This is a genomic window from Janthinobacterium sp. GW822-FHT07H11, assembly GCF_058798615.1.
Genome location: NZ_CM179507.1, coordinates 4,372,049 through 4,388,710, shown reverse-complemented (window position 1 = coordinate 4,388,710; position 16,662 = coordinate 4,372,049). Strand labels below are relative to the sequence as shown.

Below are 16,662 nucleotides of genomic sequence, written 5' to 3'. Positions count from 1 at the left end.
AAGGCGCCACAGCCAAAAAAAATGCCGTTCAGCCCAGGACTGAACGGCATTGCCGTCAAAGACGGCGATGACTTGAGGATAGCGGCAGTTATTTTGCCGGTGTCGCTGGAATCGCTTCGGCCGCCTTGCTTTCATCGGCCGCCAGCTTGGCTTTCTTGGCCTTGTGATGCGCCTTGGCCTTGGTGACCTTGGCATCGGCCTTGGCGCTGGCGACATCGGCTTTCGCGTCGGCGGCGACAGCCGCTACTTTCGCGTCGGCCTTCACGACGGCCTTGCTTTCCTTGGCTTCTGCCTTGACCACGGCTTTCGTGTGGGCCGCTTCCGCCTTGGCGGGGACCGAAGCTGCCGGGGCGGCAGGGGTTTGGGCGAAGGCTGCGGTTGCGAACAGGCTGGCGACGAGGGTGGCGATAACTTTTTTCATTTTATTTTCCTGGCGAGTGTCAGTGATGGTGTGTCGAGGATTACTTGGCTGCTGCTGGCGTTGCTGGCGCTGCTTCCGCGGTGGCCGAAGCCAGTTTTGCATCGGCCTTGGCCTTGGTGTGCTTGGCCTTGTGGTGGGCCTTGGCTTTCGTGGTGGCCGCTTCCGCCTTGGCGCTGGCGACGTCCGTTTTCGCGGCGACGACGGCTTTCGCTTCTTTCGCATCCGCTTTGACGACCGTTTGCGCTTCCTTGGCGTCCGCTTTCACGACGGCCTTGGTGTGGGCCGCTTCCACTTTGGCGGGCGCTGCTGGCGCTGCAGGGGACTGGGCAAAGGCTGCGGTTGCGAACAGGCCGGCGATCAGGGTAACAATTGCTTTTTTCATGGTGCAGTCCTCGGTGGTGGTTTGTCTGGTATGTCTGTTGGTGCCGGGATGATTCCCGTGTCACTGAGCATAAAACGTCGCCCGCAAGCTTACCGTTGACCTCGTTTACACTTTCTTACAATCAGGTGTTTTATCGGCTGTTGCTGTGTGATGTCGGCATGAAAAAGAAAAAAGACAGCCGAAGCTGTCTTTTTGTGTGGCGCGTAAAACGCGCGGAACTGATTACTTGGCCGCTGCAGCGGTCGCTTCAGTTTTGGCTTCGTCAGCCTTGGCCTTGGCTTTTTTTGCTTTTTTGTGGGCTTTGGCTTTGGTGGCGGCGGCATCGGCCTTGGCGCTGGCGACGTCGGCTTTCGCATCGGCGGCGACGGCGGCTTCTTTCGCATCGGCTTTCACCACGGCCTTGGTTTCCTTGGCTTCTGCTTTGGCCACTTCCTTGGTGTGCTTGGCTTCGGCCTTGGCCGGCGCTGCTGGTGCTGGGGTTTGAGCAAAGGCTGCGGTAGCGAACAAGCCGGCGATCAGAGTAGCGACAATGTTGACAGTGCGTTTTTTCATGATGCAGTTCCTCGAGAAGTGGGGTTGTAGTTCAGGAGATTAATCCCCTGTCACTGAGGCAAAAACGCGCCGTGTGGCAATTGCGTTGACACGTTTTCGGGCAATTACAAACACTTACATTTGCCGGGGCAGGCACTCTGTTAGCTGGCGTACCGCGCCACGGCCCGCGGCGGCCTAGACTCGATGCCATCGTCACCGCATGGGTTCGCCATGAAAGCCGCCTTGAAAACCTATCAAGCCAAGCGCAATTTCGCCGTCACGCCCGAGCCCGCTGACGGCGGCGAGGGGGTGGGCGAGGCCCTTGCGTTCGTGATCCAGAAGCACTGGGCCAGCCGCTTGCACTATGATTTTCGCCTGGAACTCGATGGCACGCTGAAAAGCTGGGCCGTGCCGAAAGGCCCCAGCTACGACCCGCGCGACAAGCGCATGGCCGTGCAGGTGGAAGACCATCCGCTCGCGTATGCCAGTTTTGAAGGCACGATCCCGGAAAAACAGTATGGCGCTGGCAAGGTCATCGTCTGGGACAAGGGCACGTGGCAGCCCCAGCCAGCCACGCCCGATGCGCGTGCCGCGCTGGCGGCCGGCGAGCTGAAATTCACCCTGTACGGCCACAAGATGCACGGCAAGTGGGTGCTGGTGCGCATGAAGGGCAAGGGCGATAAACGTAGCGAAAAGCAGCCAGCCTGGCTGCTGATCAAGGAAAAAGACGATTATGCCCGGCCGGCGCAGGCGTTTTCCGTCGTCGACGAATTCCCCGACAGTGTCGGGCACAAGGCCATGCCCAGGCGCAGGAAGAGCGCGGAGCCGGCGGCCGCGCCAGCCGTCAGGCTGCCCGCCACCCTGTCGCCGCAGCTGGCCACCCTCGTCGATGCGCCGCCGCCAGACGCGCAAGACTGGCTTTTCGAGGTGAAATTCGACGGCTACCGCATCCTCGCGCGTTGCGATGGCGATCATATTGCGTTAATCACGCGCAATGGCAACGACTGGACGGCCAAACTGCCGCAGCTGCGGCGGGCGCTGGAAGAGCTGGGTTTGCCGCCAGGCTGGTATGACGGTGAAATCGTCGTCAACGACGCCGGCGGCCACCCGGATTTTGGCGCCTTGCAGCGCGCCTTCGATGCGGACACGAGCAGCGACATCGTGTATTACCTGTTCGACGTGCCGTTTTTCGATGGCCACGATCTCCGGGGCCAGCCGGTCGAGGCGCGCCGGGCCTTGCTGGAACAGCTGCTGCAGAGCTTGCCGGCCTCGCCGCTGGTGCGCTTCAGTGTCGCGCTCGACGCCAAGCCACGGCAACTGCTGGCGCATGCCTGCCGCCTGGGGCTGGAAGGGGTGATCGGCAAGCGGCACGGTTCTCCGTATGTGTCGCGCCGCAGCGGCGACTGGATCAAGCTCAAATGCGGGCTGCGCCAGGAATTCGTCATCGGCGGCTATACGGCGCCGCAGGGCGCGCGCGAAGGCATCGGTTCGCTCTTGCTGGGCGTGCACGATGACCACGGGAAATTGCGCTACGCGGGCAATGTGGGCAGCGGCTTTGACGATGCAGCCTTGCGCGACTTGCGGCGCCGCCTCGACGCCCTGAGCAGCGAGACGAGTCCGTTCGCGGGCAAGGCGGGCGGCGTGCGCCAGCCCATCTGGGTCAAGCCGGCGCTGGTGGCCGAGGTCGCTTTTGCGCAATGGACCAGCGGCGGCGCCGTGCGCCACGCCGTGTTTCAAGGCTTGCGCGAGGATAAACAGCCGGCCGCCATCGTGCGCGAGCGGGCGCAGCACATCGACAGGGAGAAGACCATGCAACACCAAGCCACGCGGGACAGCGTCTTGCCGTCCCGTTTCAAGGTCAGCCATGCGGACCGGGTGATCGACAAGGACAGCGGCGCCACGAAGATCGACCTGGTGCGCTATTACGCGCTGGTCGGCAAGCTGATGCTCGTGCATTTGCGCGGCCGGCCCGTGTCGCTGGTGCGCGCGCCTGCCGGCGTGGGCGGCGAACTGTTCTTCCAGAAGCATGCGGAGACGGCCAGCATGCCCGGCGTCAGGCAGCTGGACCCGGCGCTGGAGCCGGGCCACGCGTCGATGCTGGCAGTGGCTGGCGCGCAGGGCTTGCTGTCGGCGGCGCAATGGAATGTGGTGGAATTCCATACGCAGAACGCGCTGGCCAGTGCCTATGACAGGCCGAACCGCCTGGTGTTCGACCTGGACCCGGGCAAGGGCGTGGCCTGGCCCGCCATCCGCGAAGCGGCCACGCTGCTGCGCGCCTTCCTGGCGGAGCTGGGTTTGCCCGCCTATTTGAAGACCAGCGGCGGCAAGGGCTTGCACCTGGTCGTGCCGATCCGCCCGCAATACGGCTGGGATACGGTGAAGGCGTTTGCGCAAGCCATCGTGGCGCACATGGCGCAGCTGATACCGCAGCGTTTCGTCCTGAAAAGCGGACCGGCCAACCGCGTCGGCAAGATCTTCATCGATTATTTGCGCAACGGACGCGGCGCCACCACCGTGTGCGCGTGGTCGGCCCGCGCGCGTTCCGGCCTGGGCATTTCCGTACCGCTGGCCTGGGACGAGCTCGACAAGTTGAAGGCGGGCGACCAGTGGAACGTGGGCAACGTGCACAGCCGCCTCGACGTGGGCAATGCGCCATGGGATGGCTATGCGCGCAGCGCCAGGGGCATCGCCGCGGCCATGAAAAAACTGGGTTTCAGTCCGCCGGCTTGAACGGCAGGACGGTGCGCGCCATCTGTAGCGCCTCGTCGATGGCCGCGTTGAGCAGGGAAATCTCGACAGGCTTGGTCAGGTAGCGGAAAAAGCCCGCGGCCAGGCCGTGGCGGATGTCGCCCTTCATGGCATTGGCCGTCAGCGCGATGACGGGAATGTGCGCCGTGCGCGGATCGTTGCGCAGGATGCGCTGCGCCTGGTTACCATTCATGCCAGGGAGGTTGATATCCATCAAGATGACATCGGGACGGCGTTCCAGCGCCAGCGCGATGCCATGGCGCGCATCGGTGGCCGAGATCATGCGCAGGTGCGGCAGGAAGCTGACGATATCTTCCACCAGCCGCAGGCTGGCCGGATTGTCTTCCACATACAGCAGCAGCGCCTGGCCGCTGGCATCGTCATCGGCGTCAGCGCCGGACTCGAGCAGGTTTTCCGTTTCCGCCAGCAGGCTGGGCGGCAGCGCCGCCATGGTATCGAGCTCGATCCAGAATATGCTGCCCACGCCGATGCAGCTGTGCACGCCCATGCCGCCGCCCATCAGCTCGACCAGGCGCTTGGTGACGACCAGGCCGATGCCCGTGCCTTCCTCGCTGCCCGCTTCCTGTCCCAGCCGGTTAAACGGCTGGAACAGTTCGGCCATCTGCGCGTCGTCCAGGCCCTTGCCCGTGTCGCGGATGGCGATGCGCACGCGCTGTGGATCGGGTTGCGAGATTTCCAGCTCCACCTTGCCGGCCGGGCGGTTGTACTTGATGGCGTTCGACAGCAGGTTCAGCAGTACTTGCTTGAGGCGCGTATGGTCGGCCCTCACCGTCAGTTGTTCGCAGGGCGAAAAGACCATGTCGATCTTGCGCTGCTGCGCCTGTTCCTCCACCATCACGCGCACTTCCTCGAGCAGCGCGGGCAGCGCCACCGGCTCGATCGACAGGCTCAGGCTGCCCGATTCGATCTTCGCCAGGTCGAGGATTTCATTGATCAGTGTCAACAGATGCCGGCCCGAGGTGACGATGTTTTGCACGAAGGTGCGCTTTTGCACGACAGTCGCGGGCAGCGATTCGTTGGCCAGCAGCTGGGCAAAGCCGAGGATGGCGTTGAGCGGCGTGCGCAATTCGTGCGACATGCTGGTGAGAAAACGGTCCTTGGCCTGGCTGGCCCGCTCCAGTTCGATTTTCTGTTCGTTGAGCGTGCGTTCGATGCGCTTGCGTTCCGTGATGTCGCGGATGGCCGACGACACCAGCACGCCTTCCTCGGTCTCCAGCGGCGACAGGCTGATTTCGACGGGGAACTCGGTGCCGTCGCGGCGCAAGCCGTACAGTTCCAGGCCGGCGCCCATGGAGCGGGCGCGCGGGGCGGCCGAAAAGCTCTGGCGGTGATGCGGGTGGTCGGCAGCGTAGCGGGCCGGGATCAGCACTTCGACGTTCTTGCCCAGCAGTTCGGTGCGCGTATAGCCGAACAGGCGCTCGGTCTGCGAGTTGATCAGCACGATCTCGCCGTCGCCGTTGACGATGACGATGGCGTCCGGCGCCGATTCGAGCAAGCCGCGAAACTTCTGTTCGGCCCGGCGGCGGTCGCTGACGTCGCGAATGGCGCTGATGACGAAGGAGCCGATTTCCGTCTGGATGGGCGACAGGCTGATTTCCACGGGGAATTCGACGTCATCCTTGCGCAGTCCCAGCAGTTCCAGGTCCGCCCCCATGGTGCGCGTGCGCGGCTGGTCGAAGTAGCGCGAGCGGTGACCCACGTGCGCATGGCGGAAGCGCTGCGGCAGCAGGGCATCGATCTGCTTGCCGCTCAATTCGCCTTCCGCGTAGCCGAACAGGCGCTCCGCCTGCAGGTTGGCCAGCACGATGGCGCCCGTGGCGTTGACCATGATGACGCTGTCCGGCGTCGATTCGAACAGCACGCGGTAGCGCGCATCGACGAACTGGGCATCGCGCAGGGCCTTCAGCAAGGTCGTGTCCTTCATCGTGGAAATCAGGTAGCTGGGCCCGTCCTGCTCCGCGCGCGCGCACTTGCACGTGGCATCGACGTAGATGAATTCGCCATCCTTGCGGCGCCGCAGCGACTCATGGTCGCAGCTGCCATGCAGGGCCAGGTGCCGTTCGATGGCCTGGTCGGCATCGGCCTGGCCCGGCAGCGAGATCAGCTCCCACAGGTTGCGCCCGATGGCTTCCTCGCCCGTGTAGCCGAAGATGCGCTGCGCCCCCATGGTCCAGCGCACGACGGCATGGTCCTCGGTCGTGACGACGACGCCGCCAGGGGCTTCGCTGAGGATAAGCTTATCTAACTCAATATCCATTTTTTCCGCACGCTAGACAGGGCTTGCCGGGTGGCTGGCCGTGTGCATAACGTAGCGAGAAGCTTGACTAAAGTCAATGCCTTTATGAGCGACCTGTGCATGCAGGCGGCGCGCCTCAGGCGAGCTTGCGCCTGCCCGTGCCGGCCTTGCGTGGCGTGGCCCTGGCGGCGCCTTTGCCGCCCTTGCCCAGGCTTTGCTGCAGCAGGGCGACCAGGTCGATCACATTGCTGCCGGGCTCTTCTTCCGGCGCGGGCGCGGGCGCGGTGATGCTCTTGGTCTGTTTCGCCTTGATCTTTTTCTTCACCAGCGCCAGCACGTCTTCGCGGTAGCTGTCGTGGTATTGCCCGGGTTCCCACGCTTCGCTCATGCCTTCCACCAGGGACAGGGCCATTTTGAGTTCCTTGTCGGAAATACCTGCCGCCTTCAAGGGGCCGGCGGGCAAGTCCAGGTCATCCGTGGCGCGGATTTCATCGGCATAGCGCAGGGTGTTGAGCACGATGGCGTCGCCGATGCAGACGAGCGCGCACAGGTGCTGCTTGGTGCGCAAGACTACTGTGGCGATACCGACCTTGTCCGCGCGGCGCAAGGTTTCGCGCAGCAGCGCATAGACTTTCTCGCCGCCCCTGGCGGGCAGCAGGTAATACGGGTGTTCGTAAAAGGTCAGCGGTACCTCCGCCGCGTCGACAAAGGTCAAAATGGCGATGGTTTGCGTGGCCTTCACATTGGCCTGCCTTAAATCCTCGTCGGACAGCACCACGTACTCGTCCGTCTTGTATTCATAGCCCTTGACGATGTCGTCCCATTCGACTTCCTTGCCCGTCTGCTTGTTGTAGCGCTTGTAGCCGATGGGCGCGAAGTCGCGCCGGTCCAGCATGGACAGATCCAGTTCATGCTCGAGGCTGGCCGAAATCAGTTCGACGGGGATGTGCACGAGGCCGAAGCTGATGGCGCCTTTCCAGAGTGCGCGCGCCATTGCTTAGTCTCCCACGCTGCCGGTGACGGGCAGGACGATACCGCTGATGTAGCTGGAACAGGCGGGCGAGGCCAAAAACACGTAGGCGGGCGACAGTTCCTCGGGCTGGGCCGGGCGGCGCATGTCCGTGTCGGCGCCGAATTTCTGGATATCCTCGGGCGACTTGTCGGCCGGATTGAGCGGCGTCCAGACGGGGCCGGGCGCGATGGCGTTGACGCGGATGCCCTTGTCGAGCAGGTTGCCGGCCAGCGCCATGGTAAACGCATGGATGGCGCCCTTGGTGGTGGAGTAGTCGAGCAAGTGTTTCGAACCTTGCAAGCCCGTCACGGAACCCGTGTTGATGATGGACGCGCCCCGCTGCAGATGGGGCAGCACGGCCTTGGCCATGTGAAAATAGCCGTAGACATTGGTCTTCATGGTGAGGTCGAAGCGTTCCTCGCTCAGGTCCAGCAGGGATTCGGCGTGTTCCTGGAAGGCGGCGTTGTTCACCAGCACGTCGATGTGGCTGAACTTCTCCAGCACCTGGCCGACGGCGCGCTGGCAAAAGCCCTGGTCGCGCACGTCGCCGGGGATCAGCAGGCAGCTCTGGCCTTCCGCTTCCACGTAGCGCTTCGTTTCGTTGGCGTCCGCATGTTCGTTCAGGTAAATGATGGCCACATCGGCCCCCTCGCGCGCGTACAGCACGGCCACGGCGCGGCCGATGCCCGAATCGCCGCCCGTGATGATGGCCACCATGCCGGCCAGCTTGCCGCTGCCGCAGTAGTCGGGCGCCAGGAAGCGCGGTTTCAGCTGCATCTGCGCCTCGCTGCCGGGCTTGTCCAGGTGCTGGGCGGGCAGGGGAGGTGCCGGCTGGCCGCGCTGGCCCGTCTGCACGGGAGGCTCGCTGTCCCGTTTGTCTTGTTTGGCAGCGTCACGGCCATCCTGTTCCCGCTGCAGGGTGCGCTGCAAGTTACCGGCGGACTGATCCTTGTTTTCGTTCATGCTGGCCTCCCTGGAAACGAAGATCCAGTATCGGCGCGGCAGGGCGGCCATACGGTGCGCTTGCTAACAGAGTGGCGCAAACGGGCGCAAAGTTATATGATGATTGACATGATTGTAGGAGGGTAGCATGAAGGTGAGCAGGGAACAGGCGGCGCTGAACCGCGAACGCATCGTCGAAACGGCGGCCAGGTTGTTCCGCGAAAAGGGCTATGACGGCATCGGCGTGGCCGACCTGATGAAGCAGGCGGGTCTCACGCATGGCGGCTTCTATGGCCATTTCGCGTCCAAGGAAGACTTGATGATCGAGGCGTGCCAGCATGCGCTGGAGAAATCGCTGGAAGGCTGGCGGACGAAGATCGCACAGGACCCGCAAGGGGCGCTGCCGGCCATCATCGAGAATTATCTGACTCCCCGGCACCGCGACCAGCCCGGCGGCGGCTGCCCGGCGGCGGCCATGGGCGTCGACGTGGCGCGCATGTCGCCCGGCGCGCGTCCCGCGTTTACGCAAGCGACGCGGCAGCAGTTCGCGCTGCTGCAAGGCTTGCTGCCGGAAGGCAGGCCAGAAGAGCGCCGCCAGCAAGCCATTGCCACGTTTGCTGCCATGGTGGGCGCCATGGTGCTGGCGCGCGCAATCGATGACGAGGCGCTGTCGGCGGAAATCCTCGATGCCGTGAAGGCGCAATTGCTGCCAGACTGAGCACGGCAGCCAAGTCCCCCCTGTCAGCCGGCCTCGTCGCATGATAGGCTTCGGTTTTCAGATTTTGGGATCGCATCATGCTGCTTTGGCTCAGGCAATACCGGCGTCCTCTGTTGGCCGGGGACATCACCGCCGGTATCGTTGTCGCCATGATGATGGTGCCGCAAGGCATGGCGTATGCGCTGGTGGCCGGCTTGCCGCCCGTCGTGGGCATCTACGCCAGCATCCTGCCGCCCGTGCTGTACGCCTTGTTCGGCAGCAGCATGACGCAATCGGTGGGCCCGATGGCCATCGTTTCCCTGATGACAGCCGCGGCCCTGGCGCCGCTGGCCGACCCCGGCTCCTCACTGTACATCGTGCTGGCCGCCCAGCTGGCCTTCATCAGCGGCCTGGTCCTGCTGCTGTGCGGCGTGCTGCGCCTGGGCTTCATGGCCAGTTTTTTGTCGCGTCCCGTGATCAGCGGCTTCAGCAATGGCGCGGCAATCCTGATCATCTGGGGCCAGATCACGCCTTTGCTGGGTGCAACGCTTCCCCACTGGCACGCGCCCAGCCTGGTGCTGGGACTGTCCGGCCTGCTGTTCCTGTGGCTGGCCAAGCGCTACGCCTCGCGCCTGCTGCAGCGCTGCGGCTTGAACCGGGTGGCGGCCGACGTGGGCGCGCGCCTGGCGCCGATGGCGCTGGTGCTGTCCGGCATCGCGCTCGTCGCCTATGGCGGCCTGGAGGCGATGGGCGTGCAGACGACGGGCCACGTGCCCAGCGGCTTGCCGGGCCTGAACCTGGCCACCTCGAGTGCCCATTGGCGCACCCTGCTGTCGCCGGCGCTGCTGATCGCCTTCATCATTTTCCTGATGAGCATGTCCGCCGCCCAGACCCTGGCGCAAAAGCGCGGTGAAAAACTGCACACGAACCGGGAACTGCTGGGCCTGGGCGCGGCCAACGTGGCCAGCGCGCTGTCGGGCGGCTTTCCCGTCACGGGGTCCATTTCGCGCTCGGCCGTCAATTTCCAGGCCGGTGCGAATACGCCGCTGGCCAGCATCATCACGGCGGGACTGCTGGCGCTGGCCCTGGTGGCGCCCACGGGCTGGCTGGCCCTGCTGCCGCTGCCGGTCCTGGCGGCCACCATCATCTTTGCCGTGGCCAGCCTGCTGGACTGGGATACCTTGAAATTGTCGTGGCGCTACGACCGCAGCGATGCGCTGGCCTTGCTGGCGACCACGGCCGGCGTGCTGGTGCTGGGCGTGGAAGCGGGCGTGGTGATCGGCGTGCTGCTGTCGATGGGGACGCTGATCTGGCGCGCCAGCCGCCCGCATATCGCCGTGCTGGGCCGTATCCCGAATAGCGAGCACTTCCGCAACGTGGAGCGCTACGAGGCGCACACCTTGCCCGATGTCTTGCTGCTGCGCATCGATGCCGGCCTGTTCTTCGGCAACGTCGAAGCCGTCACCGAGCGCGTGGAAGACGAGTTGCGGGGCCACCCGACGGCGCGCCACCTGGTGCTGGTCTTGTCGGCCGTCAACCAGATCGACAGCACGGCCTTGCTGGGCTTGATCGAGCTCAACAGCGCACTGGCCAAGCGCGGCATCAGCCTGAACCTGGCCGAAGTGAAAGGGCCCGTGATGGACCGTTTGCGCCAGAGCAGTTTATTGCAGGACCTGAGCGGCAAGCTGTACCTGAGCACGGCGCTGGCGACGAACGATTTGAGCGGAAGCACAACATGACGATGGAATTGAACCTGCATGGCGAGGCGCGTGCCGTCGATAGTATCCTTGCGCTGGAACAGGCGCTGCTCGACGCGCGCGCGCTGGCCCAGTGCGAGCTGTGGCTGACCATGGCGACCGATGCGGAGCAGGGCCCGGCCCTGTGCATGCTGCGCAATGGCGGCAACGCCTGGCTGATGTACCTGTCGGGCCAGGATGAGCTGAGTTTTCACTCGCTCGGCGACGAGGAGGCGGACGGCGTTTGCAGCTATCTGCTGTCCAACGGCCAGGTGGACGAGTATCCGGAAAGCTGGTGCGTGGACGTGGAGCACTGCCAGCGTGCGTTCGTCGCGTTTTTCAGGACGGGCGGCGCGCGGCCGGCCGCCATCGCCTGGGAGGCGGATTGACATGGCGCACACCATCATCGCCGACATCGACCGCGACTTGCTGGCCGCGCTGGACGCCAGGGCAGGTCTATTGACGCTGCGCGCCATCCTGCTGCGCTACCAGGCCAGCGGCGTGACGGCGGAACAAGTGGCCGGCTTGCTGCAGGAATTGCGCGCGTCTGCGCAGGACGGCGCGCAGGATGAGGCGCGGGAAGATGTGATACTGGACGCCCTCGACATGGTGACGGGCTGGTGCGCGCCGCAGCTGCGGGTATGGGACGAGGCAGGGGGAAACCGTGCATCCTGACAAGTTCAAGCAGGTGATGGGCCTGCCGTCCGCCGAACGCCGTGGCTATTTTGTGCGCAAGGTGGCCGATACGCAAGAAGTGTGGGGCTTGCACCACGATGGCTGGGCCACGGCGCAAGCCGGCGGCAAGGTGGCGATACCGTTCTGGCCGGAAGCGGCATACGCGCTAGCGTGCGCCAGCGGCGAGTGGGCGCATTTCCAGCCGCGCGCCATCGCGCTCGGCGATTTTTTGGCCAAGTGGCTGCCCGGCATGGCGGGCAACGGCCAGCTGGCGTCCGTGTTTCCCGTGCCGCAAGGAGCGGGCGCCATCGCGGCGCCGGCTGATCTATTGATGGATTTGCAACGTGAGGCGGAACAATATGAATGAACGCGAGGGGGAATGCAAGGAGCGCCTCGACGCCTGGTATGACGGCTCGGCCATCTGCCTGATCGCCGTCGGCGCGCACGGCGATCCGCTGGACCTGGGCGACGACGAAGTGCGCGCGCTGATCGCCAGGCTGGAACTGTGCCTGGCGCAATCGCAAGCCGACGCCGGCCCGTCCGCCCAGAGCGAAAATTAGGCCAAACTAGGCCGGGCGCAGCGCGACGCCATCGAAGAGGGCGTCGATCAGCTGGTCGGCGTGCAATTCCGCCTGCTGCGCCGTCATCGTGTCGATGCCGTAGATGCCCTTGAGCAGGTTCATCGACGACTGCACGGAGGTCAGCATGCCGGTCATCATGATGCTGCCATACTCGACAGGATAGCGCTTGAGCAGCCCCTGTTCCTGGCATTCGAGGATCAGCGCGTCGAGCCGCGCGTGGAAGGGCTTCATGTAGGTGGCGATGATCCAGTCCAGCCGGGGACCGCCCTGGGCCACTTCCTTGAAGACCAGCGCATGCGCGGCCGGGTGCAGCACATTGATCACGGCAAAGGTCTTCAGCTGCGCTTTCAAGTGCGTCAGCGGGTCGGCCGACGCCAATGTCTGGTCCACCGTGCGGGAAAACTCTTCCGCTTCCGCATACGCGCCCGCCACGACGGCGCGCCACAAGCCTTCCTTGCTGCCGAAATGGTAATTCAATAGCGGCTGCTTGACGCCGGCCCGCTGCGCGATCGACAGCACCGACGCGCCTTCATAGCCCTTCTGCGTAAACTCGATCTCGGCCGCTTGTATCAGCCTTTGCTTGCCATTCGCTTCCGGCGCCGCCGCCGGCGGCGTGTCGGCATTGAACAGCGTGGCTCTCCAGGCGGGGCCGGCTTGTGTGGATTGCTTGTCGTCTGCTGTCATATTTTTCATTGAAGGTCACGCCACCGGGCTGTTCTGCCCGGATTCCATTTCATCCTGTCGCGCAGCCGCAACGCTGCCCGCTTGTGCGCCATTATACGGCGCGCGCGCCGTCCGCCGTCGTCCGATGCGTGCCGTGGAATTGCTGTTGACTTCAAACTTATAACTATATAAGCTGTGCTGATACTCATATAAATTGACGTGGCGAACCAACCGTCATGACAGGAGACAGACATGCATGAAACAGACGTACCGGTGCTCATCGTGGGCGCCGGCCCCATAGGCATGCTCATGGCCGCCTTGCTGGCGGACCGGGGCATCGCATCCCTGATCGTGGAGCAGCGCGATGATCTGCACCTGGCGCCGCAAGCCCATGTCATCAACAGCCGCACGCTGGAAATCCTCGCGGAAATCGGCATCGGCGACGCCGAGCTGGCCGGTATCGCCACGCATGCGGATGGCGCCAGCCATGTGACGTGGCGCCGCACCCTGGCCGGCGGCGACCTGGCCAGCATCGATATCGGCGGCCCCGCGTATGCGGCAAAGCTGGCGCGCTCCAGCGGCAAGATCACGCGCAATATCCCGCAGCACCAACTGGAGCGCCTGCTGTTCCAGCACCTGTCGCGGCGCGTGCCGTGCCGCACGGCCTTCGGCCAGACCTGGCTGGGCGCGCAGCACGGCGACGATCACGCCATTTCACGCCTGAGGGATGGCGCCACGGGCAAGGAATACCGCGTGCGCAGCAGCTGGATCATCGCGGCCGATGGCGCCGGCAGCCGCGTGCGGCGCGAGTGCGGCATCGCGATGGAGGGCCAGACGGACCTGGCCAATTTGATCACCATCAATTTCGAGGCCGATATCCGCCACCTGGTGCAAGACCGGCCATCGATCCTGTTCTGGATCATGTCGGCCCGCTGTCCCGGCACCTTCATCGTGCACGACGCGGCCCGCTACTCGGTGTTCATGACGCCGTATTTTCCCGCCTGCGAATCGCCGCGCGACTATCCCGTCGAGCGCTGCGAGCGCATCGTGCGCGCCGCGCTGGGCGACGACGCCATGCCGCTGCGCGTGACCTCCACTTCCAGCTGGACCATGCAGTCGCACACGGCGCAACGCTACGCCCACGGCCGGGTTTTCCTCGTCGGCGATGCGGCGCACCGCTTCCCGCCCACGGGCGGCCTGGGCCTGAACACGGGCGCGGCCGACGCGCACAACCTGGCCTGGAAGCTGGCGCTGGTCATCCAGGGCAAGGCGGGGCAGGCGCTGCTGCAAACCTATGAAGAGGAAAGGCGGCCGGTGGCGCTGGCGAATGGCCAGGCCAGCACGGTGAACCACCACAAGATGCGCGAAGTGAGCGACGCGCTGGGCTTGAACATGGACCATTTGCCGCGTCTGGCCAGGCTGCGCGCCAGCCTGGCGGCGCGGATCCTGCCGCGCGTCGTGCGCAGCGGCGTCAAGAAGCTGCTGGTGGCGCCCGTCGAGGCGCGCACGGACAAGGTGCAACTGGCGGCCGGCGGCCCGCATGCCTTGCAAAGACAGCGCGTGCAGCAGGCGGCGGAAAACCAGTTCGCCCATTTCAATACCATAGGTCTGGACCTGGGCTACCTGTACCGCAGCGCGGCCGTGCGCAGTGACGGCAGCCGCGCGCCGCAGGCCGCCGACCCGGTGCTGGAGCACCTGCCGTCGTTCCACCCGGGCGCGCGCTTTCCCCACTTTCACCTGGCGGCGCCCGTTAGCGTCAAACTGTCGTCGCACAGCCTGCTCGGCGGTGAGCGCTTCGTATTGGCGGGCATGGGGCGCCACGCCGGCGCAGTGCATGCCCTGGCGCGCCAGGCCGCGGCGGTGCTGGGCGTGGCGCTGCACGCGGCCGATCTCGACGCGCTCGTTCATCCGGACGAGGCCGGCCGCCTGGCCGGTTTCAACCAGGAGCAGCCCGATGGCCTGTTCCTCGTGCGTCCGGACGGCCATATCGCCTGGCGCCATGCGCACGCGGACCTGCCGCAAGCCGATGAGCTGAGCGCCATCTTTGCCAGCCTGTTCCATCTCGGTCTGCCCGCCCGGGCGGCCGCTCTTCACTGAAGGTATCGCCGTGATTTCAACTCAAACAGATAGCCACCGCGCGCGCGGCGGCGAAACGGCGCCTGTCGCCATCGTCGGCGCCGGCACGGCCGGCTCCGTGCTGGCGCTGCTGCTGGCCGAATATGGCATCCGCAGCGTGCTGGTGGAACGCAACACGCAAGCGGACCCGCATCCGCGCGGCAACGTCTGGTCGATACGCTCGATGGAAGTGCTGCGTTCGATCGCGCCCGAGCTGGCGGACGACTTCAGGGAGGCGAGCGCGCCGCCGCTCAAGCTGCGCTACATCACCTGGTGCACGTCGCTGGCCGGCGTGGACCTGGGCCGCTGCGTGCCGCTCGGCGATCCCGCCCACACGGCGGCCTTGCTGGCATGCAGTCCGTGCCGTCCCTTGCACCTGTCGCAGAACGTGGCGGACCCGATCCTGCGCGCACAGGTGCTGGCGCAGCCGCTGATCGAATTTTTGCCCGGGCATGCGCTGGTCGCGCTGTCGCAGGACGCGCAAGCGGCCACGCTGACCCTGGCGCACAGCGCGAGCGGCAAGACGGCGCGGCGCGCGGCGCGCTACGTGATCGGCGCCGATGGCGCGGCCAGCGCCACGCGCCAGGCGCTGGGCATCGCTTCGGCGGCGACGCCGCTGCAAGCGGTGGTGCAGATACATTTCCGGGCCAATCTGGCGCACCTGACGTCGGCCCGGCCCAGTCCCCTGTACTGGATACTCAACGCCGGCGTTGCCGGCGCGCTGTCCGCGCACACGGCCGACGACAGCGAATGGGTACTTAGCTGCGCCGTGCTGCCGCCGCTGCTGACGGCGGCCGACATCGGCGACGCGCAGGCGCTGGCCATGGTGCGCGCGGCCATCGGCGACGCCGGGGTGCCGGTGGAACTGATGTCGGTGCGGCCATGGAACATGGAATTGCGCCAGGCGGCGACGCTGCGGCGCGGCCGCGCGCTGCTGATCGGCGACGCGGCGGCCGGTTTTTCCGCCATCGGCGGCTTCGGCATGAACCACGGCATCCAGGATGCGGCCAGCCTGGCCTGGCGCCTGGCGCTGCTGCTGCGCGCCGGCGATGCGGCCGCCCTGCGCGACGTCTTGCTGGACAGTTATGTCAGCGAGCGCCGGCAGAGCATCGACGACCATGCGCGCCGCACGCGCGAGCTGTCCGGCCTGTCCGACCAGGTGATGGCGGCGGCGGGGCTCGATCCCGCGGGACTGGGCAAGCTGGCCGCGCTGTCGGCATCGGTCCCCGTGCGCCTGCTGCCGCGCGCGCTGGCGCGCAAGCTGGTCGGCGGCTTGCTGGCGGGCGGCCTGAAACCGCTGGCCAGGCTGGCCGAGGCGTCGGGCGATGGCGCCGCGCTGCGCACCCGCGTGCGGCGCGCCATCGACAGGCAGCGCGAAGTATTCGTCACGCTGGGCATGGACCTGGGCCACGCGCTGTCCCGCGGTTTTGTCTGCCGCGAGCCGCATCCGCATCCCCGTTCGCCGAACGAACATACCGAGTACTGGCCTACCACCAGCCCCGGCGGCCTGATTCCCCACGCGTGGAGCGGGCGGCGCGGCAGCGACCTGTCCACGCGCGACCTGGCGCGCCAGCATCCGCTGACCCTGCTGGTGCAGGCGTCGCAACGGGCTGTATGGCTGGCCGCGCTCGATGCCGTCAATGCGCAATGGGGCATACGCATCGCCTGTCCCTGCATCGACGACAGCGATGCGGCCCAGTTCCGCCTCGCCGCGCCAGCCTTCGCGCAGGCGCTGGAAATGGCGCCGGACGGCGCGCTGCTGGTGCGCGGCGACGGCGTGGTGGTGTGGCGCAGCCGCCATCGCTGCGCCGCGCCCGCGCAAGCGCTGGCGGACGTCTTTGCCACCCTGTTTTCCCACAATAACTACCAATCCTGATGCGCAGGACAGACCCCACCAAGGAG

At 65.7% G+C, this 16,662-nt stretch carries 16 protein-coding genes; 9 read left to right on the top strand and 7 right to left on the bottom strand.

What is annotated here, in order from left to right:
• Positions 1 to 88: 88 nt before the first annotated feature.
• The 3 genes from AC3RCJ_RS19335 to AC3RCJ_RS19325 form a co-directional block, all read right to left on the bottom strand.
• Complete coding sequence (locus tag AC3RCJ_RS19335; RefSeq protein ID WP_492961372.1) at positions 89 to 421, bottom strand: hypothetical protein; 333 nt, start codon at positions 419 to 421, stop codon at positions 89 to 91.
• 40 nt (positions 422 to 461) lie between these two features.
• A complete protein-coding gene (locus AC3RCJ_RS19330) occupies positions 462 to 803 on the bottom strand; it encodes a hypothetical protein (RefSeq protein ID WP_492961374.1) in 342 nt (113 codons plus the stop codon).
• Positions 804 to 1,025: 222 nt separating this feature from the next.
• On the bottom strand, positions 1,026 to 1,355 hold the full coding sequence (locus AC3RCJ_RS19325) for a hypothetical protein (RefSeq protein WP_492961376.1): 330 nt from the start codon (positions 1,353 to 1,355) through the stop codon (positions 1,026 to 1,028).
• A gap of 210 nt (positions 1,356 to 1,565) precedes the next feature.
• Here AC3RCJ_RS19325 and ligD point away from each other — a divergent pair, with 210 nt between their 5' ends.
• Positions 1,566 to 4,064, top strand: coding sequence for a DNA ligase D (gene ligD, locus AC3RCJ_RS19320; protein ID WP_492961378.1), 2,499 nt, complete (start codon positions 1,566 to 1,568; stop codon positions 4,062 to 4,064).
• On the opposite strand, the gene AC3RCJ_RS19315 is transcribed toward ligD, so the two are convergent.
• The 3 genes from AC3RCJ_RS19315 to AC3RCJ_RS19305 all read right to left on the bottom strand — a co-directional run bounded on the left by AC3RCJ_RS19315 (position 4,048) and on the right by AC3RCJ_RS19305 (position 8,314).
• On the bottom strand, positions 4,048 to 6,360 hold the full coding sequence (locus AC3RCJ_RS19315) for a PAS domain S-box protein (protein ID WP_492961380.1): 2,313 nt from the start codon (positions 6,358 to 6,360) through the stop codon (positions 4,048 to 4,050). The genes ligD and AC3RCJ_RS19315 overlap by 17 nt on opposite strands.
• A 115-nt stretch (positions 6,361 to 6,475) precedes the next feature.
• Positions 6,476 to 7,333 carry a non-homologous end joining protein Ku gene (gene ku, locus AC3RCJ_RS19310; protein ID WP_492961382.1) on the bottom strand — a complete coding sequence of 286 codons (858 nt, stop codon included), beginning with the start codon at positions 7,331 to 7,333 and terminating at the stop codon, positions 6,476 to 6,478.
• Positions 7,334 to 7,336: 3 nt separating this feature from the next.
• Positions 7,337 to 8,314, bottom strand: a complete 978-nt coding sequence (locus AC3RCJ_RS19305; RefSeq protein WP_492961384.1) for an SDR family oxidoreductase — start codon at positions 8,312 to 8,314, stop codon at positions 7,337 to 7,339.
• A 127-nt stretch (positions 8,315 to 8,441) separates the two neighbouring features.
• Between AC3RCJ_RS19305 and AC3RCJ_RS19300 the strand changes: the two genes are divergently transcribed.
• From AC3RCJ_RS19300 to AC3RCJ_RS19275, 6 genes are all read left to right on the top strand, one after another.
• A complete protein-coding gene (locus AC3RCJ_RS19300; protein ID WP_492961386.1) occupies positions 8,442 to 9,011 on the top strand; it encodes a TetR/AcrR family transcriptional regulator in 570 nt (189 codons plus the stop codon).
• Positions 9,012 to 9,088: 77 nt separating this feature from the next.
• A complete protein-coding gene (locus AC3RCJ_RS19295) occupies positions 9,089 to 10,729 on the top strand; it encodes a SulP family inorganic anion transporter (RefSeq protein ID WP_492961388.1) in 1,641 nt (546 codons plus the stop codon).
• Entirely contained in the window at positions 10,726 to 11,115 is a 390-nt protein-coding gene (locus tag AC3RCJ_RS19290) for an Imm1 family immunity protein (RefSeq protein WP_492961390.1), read from the top strand. Before AC3RCJ_RS19295 ends, AC3RCJ_RS19290 begins: the two co-directional genes overlap by 4 nt.
• A 1-nt stretch (position 11,116) precedes the next feature.
• A complete protein-coding gene (locus AC3RCJ_RS19285) occupies positions 11,117 to 11,401 on the top strand; it encodes a hypothetical protein (RefSeq protein WP_492961392.1) in 285 nt (94 codons plus the stop codon).
• Positions 11,391 to 11,768, top strand: a complete 378-nt coding sequence (locus AC3RCJ_RS19280) for a DUF2750 domain-containing protein (RefSeq protein WP_492961394.1) — start codon at positions 11,391 to 11,393, stop codon at positions 11,766 to 11,768. Before AC3RCJ_RS19285 ends, AC3RCJ_RS19280 begins: the two co-directional genes overlap by 11 nt.
• Entirely contained in the window at positions 11,761 to 11,961 is a 201-nt protein-coding gene (locus AC3RCJ_RS19275) for a hypothetical protein (protein ID WP_492961396.1), read from the top strand. The genes AC3RCJ_RS19280 and AC3RCJ_RS19275 overlap by 8 nt, the downstream gene beginning before the upstream one ends.
• 6 nt (positions 11,962 to 11,967) lie before the next feature.
• Here AC3RCJ_RS19275 and AC3RCJ_RS19270 read toward each other — a convergent pair whose 3' ends face one another.
• A complete protein-coding gene (locus tag AC3RCJ_RS19270) occupies positions 11,968 to 12,666 on the bottom strand; it encodes a TetR/AcrR family transcriptional regulator (protein ID WP_492961397.1) in 699 nt (232 codons plus the stop codon).
• Between the two features lie 231 nt (positions 12,667 to 12,897).
• Here AC3RCJ_RS19270 and AC3RCJ_RS19265 point away from each other — a divergent pair, with 231 nt between their 5' ends.
• Together AC3RCJ_RS19265 and AC3RCJ_RS19260 are read left to right on the top strand one after the other, a co-directional pair.
• The gene (locus AC3RCJ_RS19265; RefSeq protein ID WP_492961399.1) at positions 12,898 to 14,742 is read left to right on the top strand and encodes an FAD-dependent monooxygenase; all 1,845 of its coding nucleotides are present in this window, start codon (positions 12,898 to 12,900) and stop codon (positions 14,740 to 14,742) included.
• Between the two features lie 10 nt (positions 14,743 to 14,752).
• Positions 14,753 to 16,636: an FAD-dependent monooxygenase gene (locus AC3RCJ_RS19260; protein WP_492961401.1), complete on the top strand. Its 1,884-nt coding sequence runs from the start codon at positions 14,753 to 14,755 to the stop codon at positions 16,634 to 16,636.
• Positions 16,637 to 16,662: the final 26 nt, after the last annotated feature.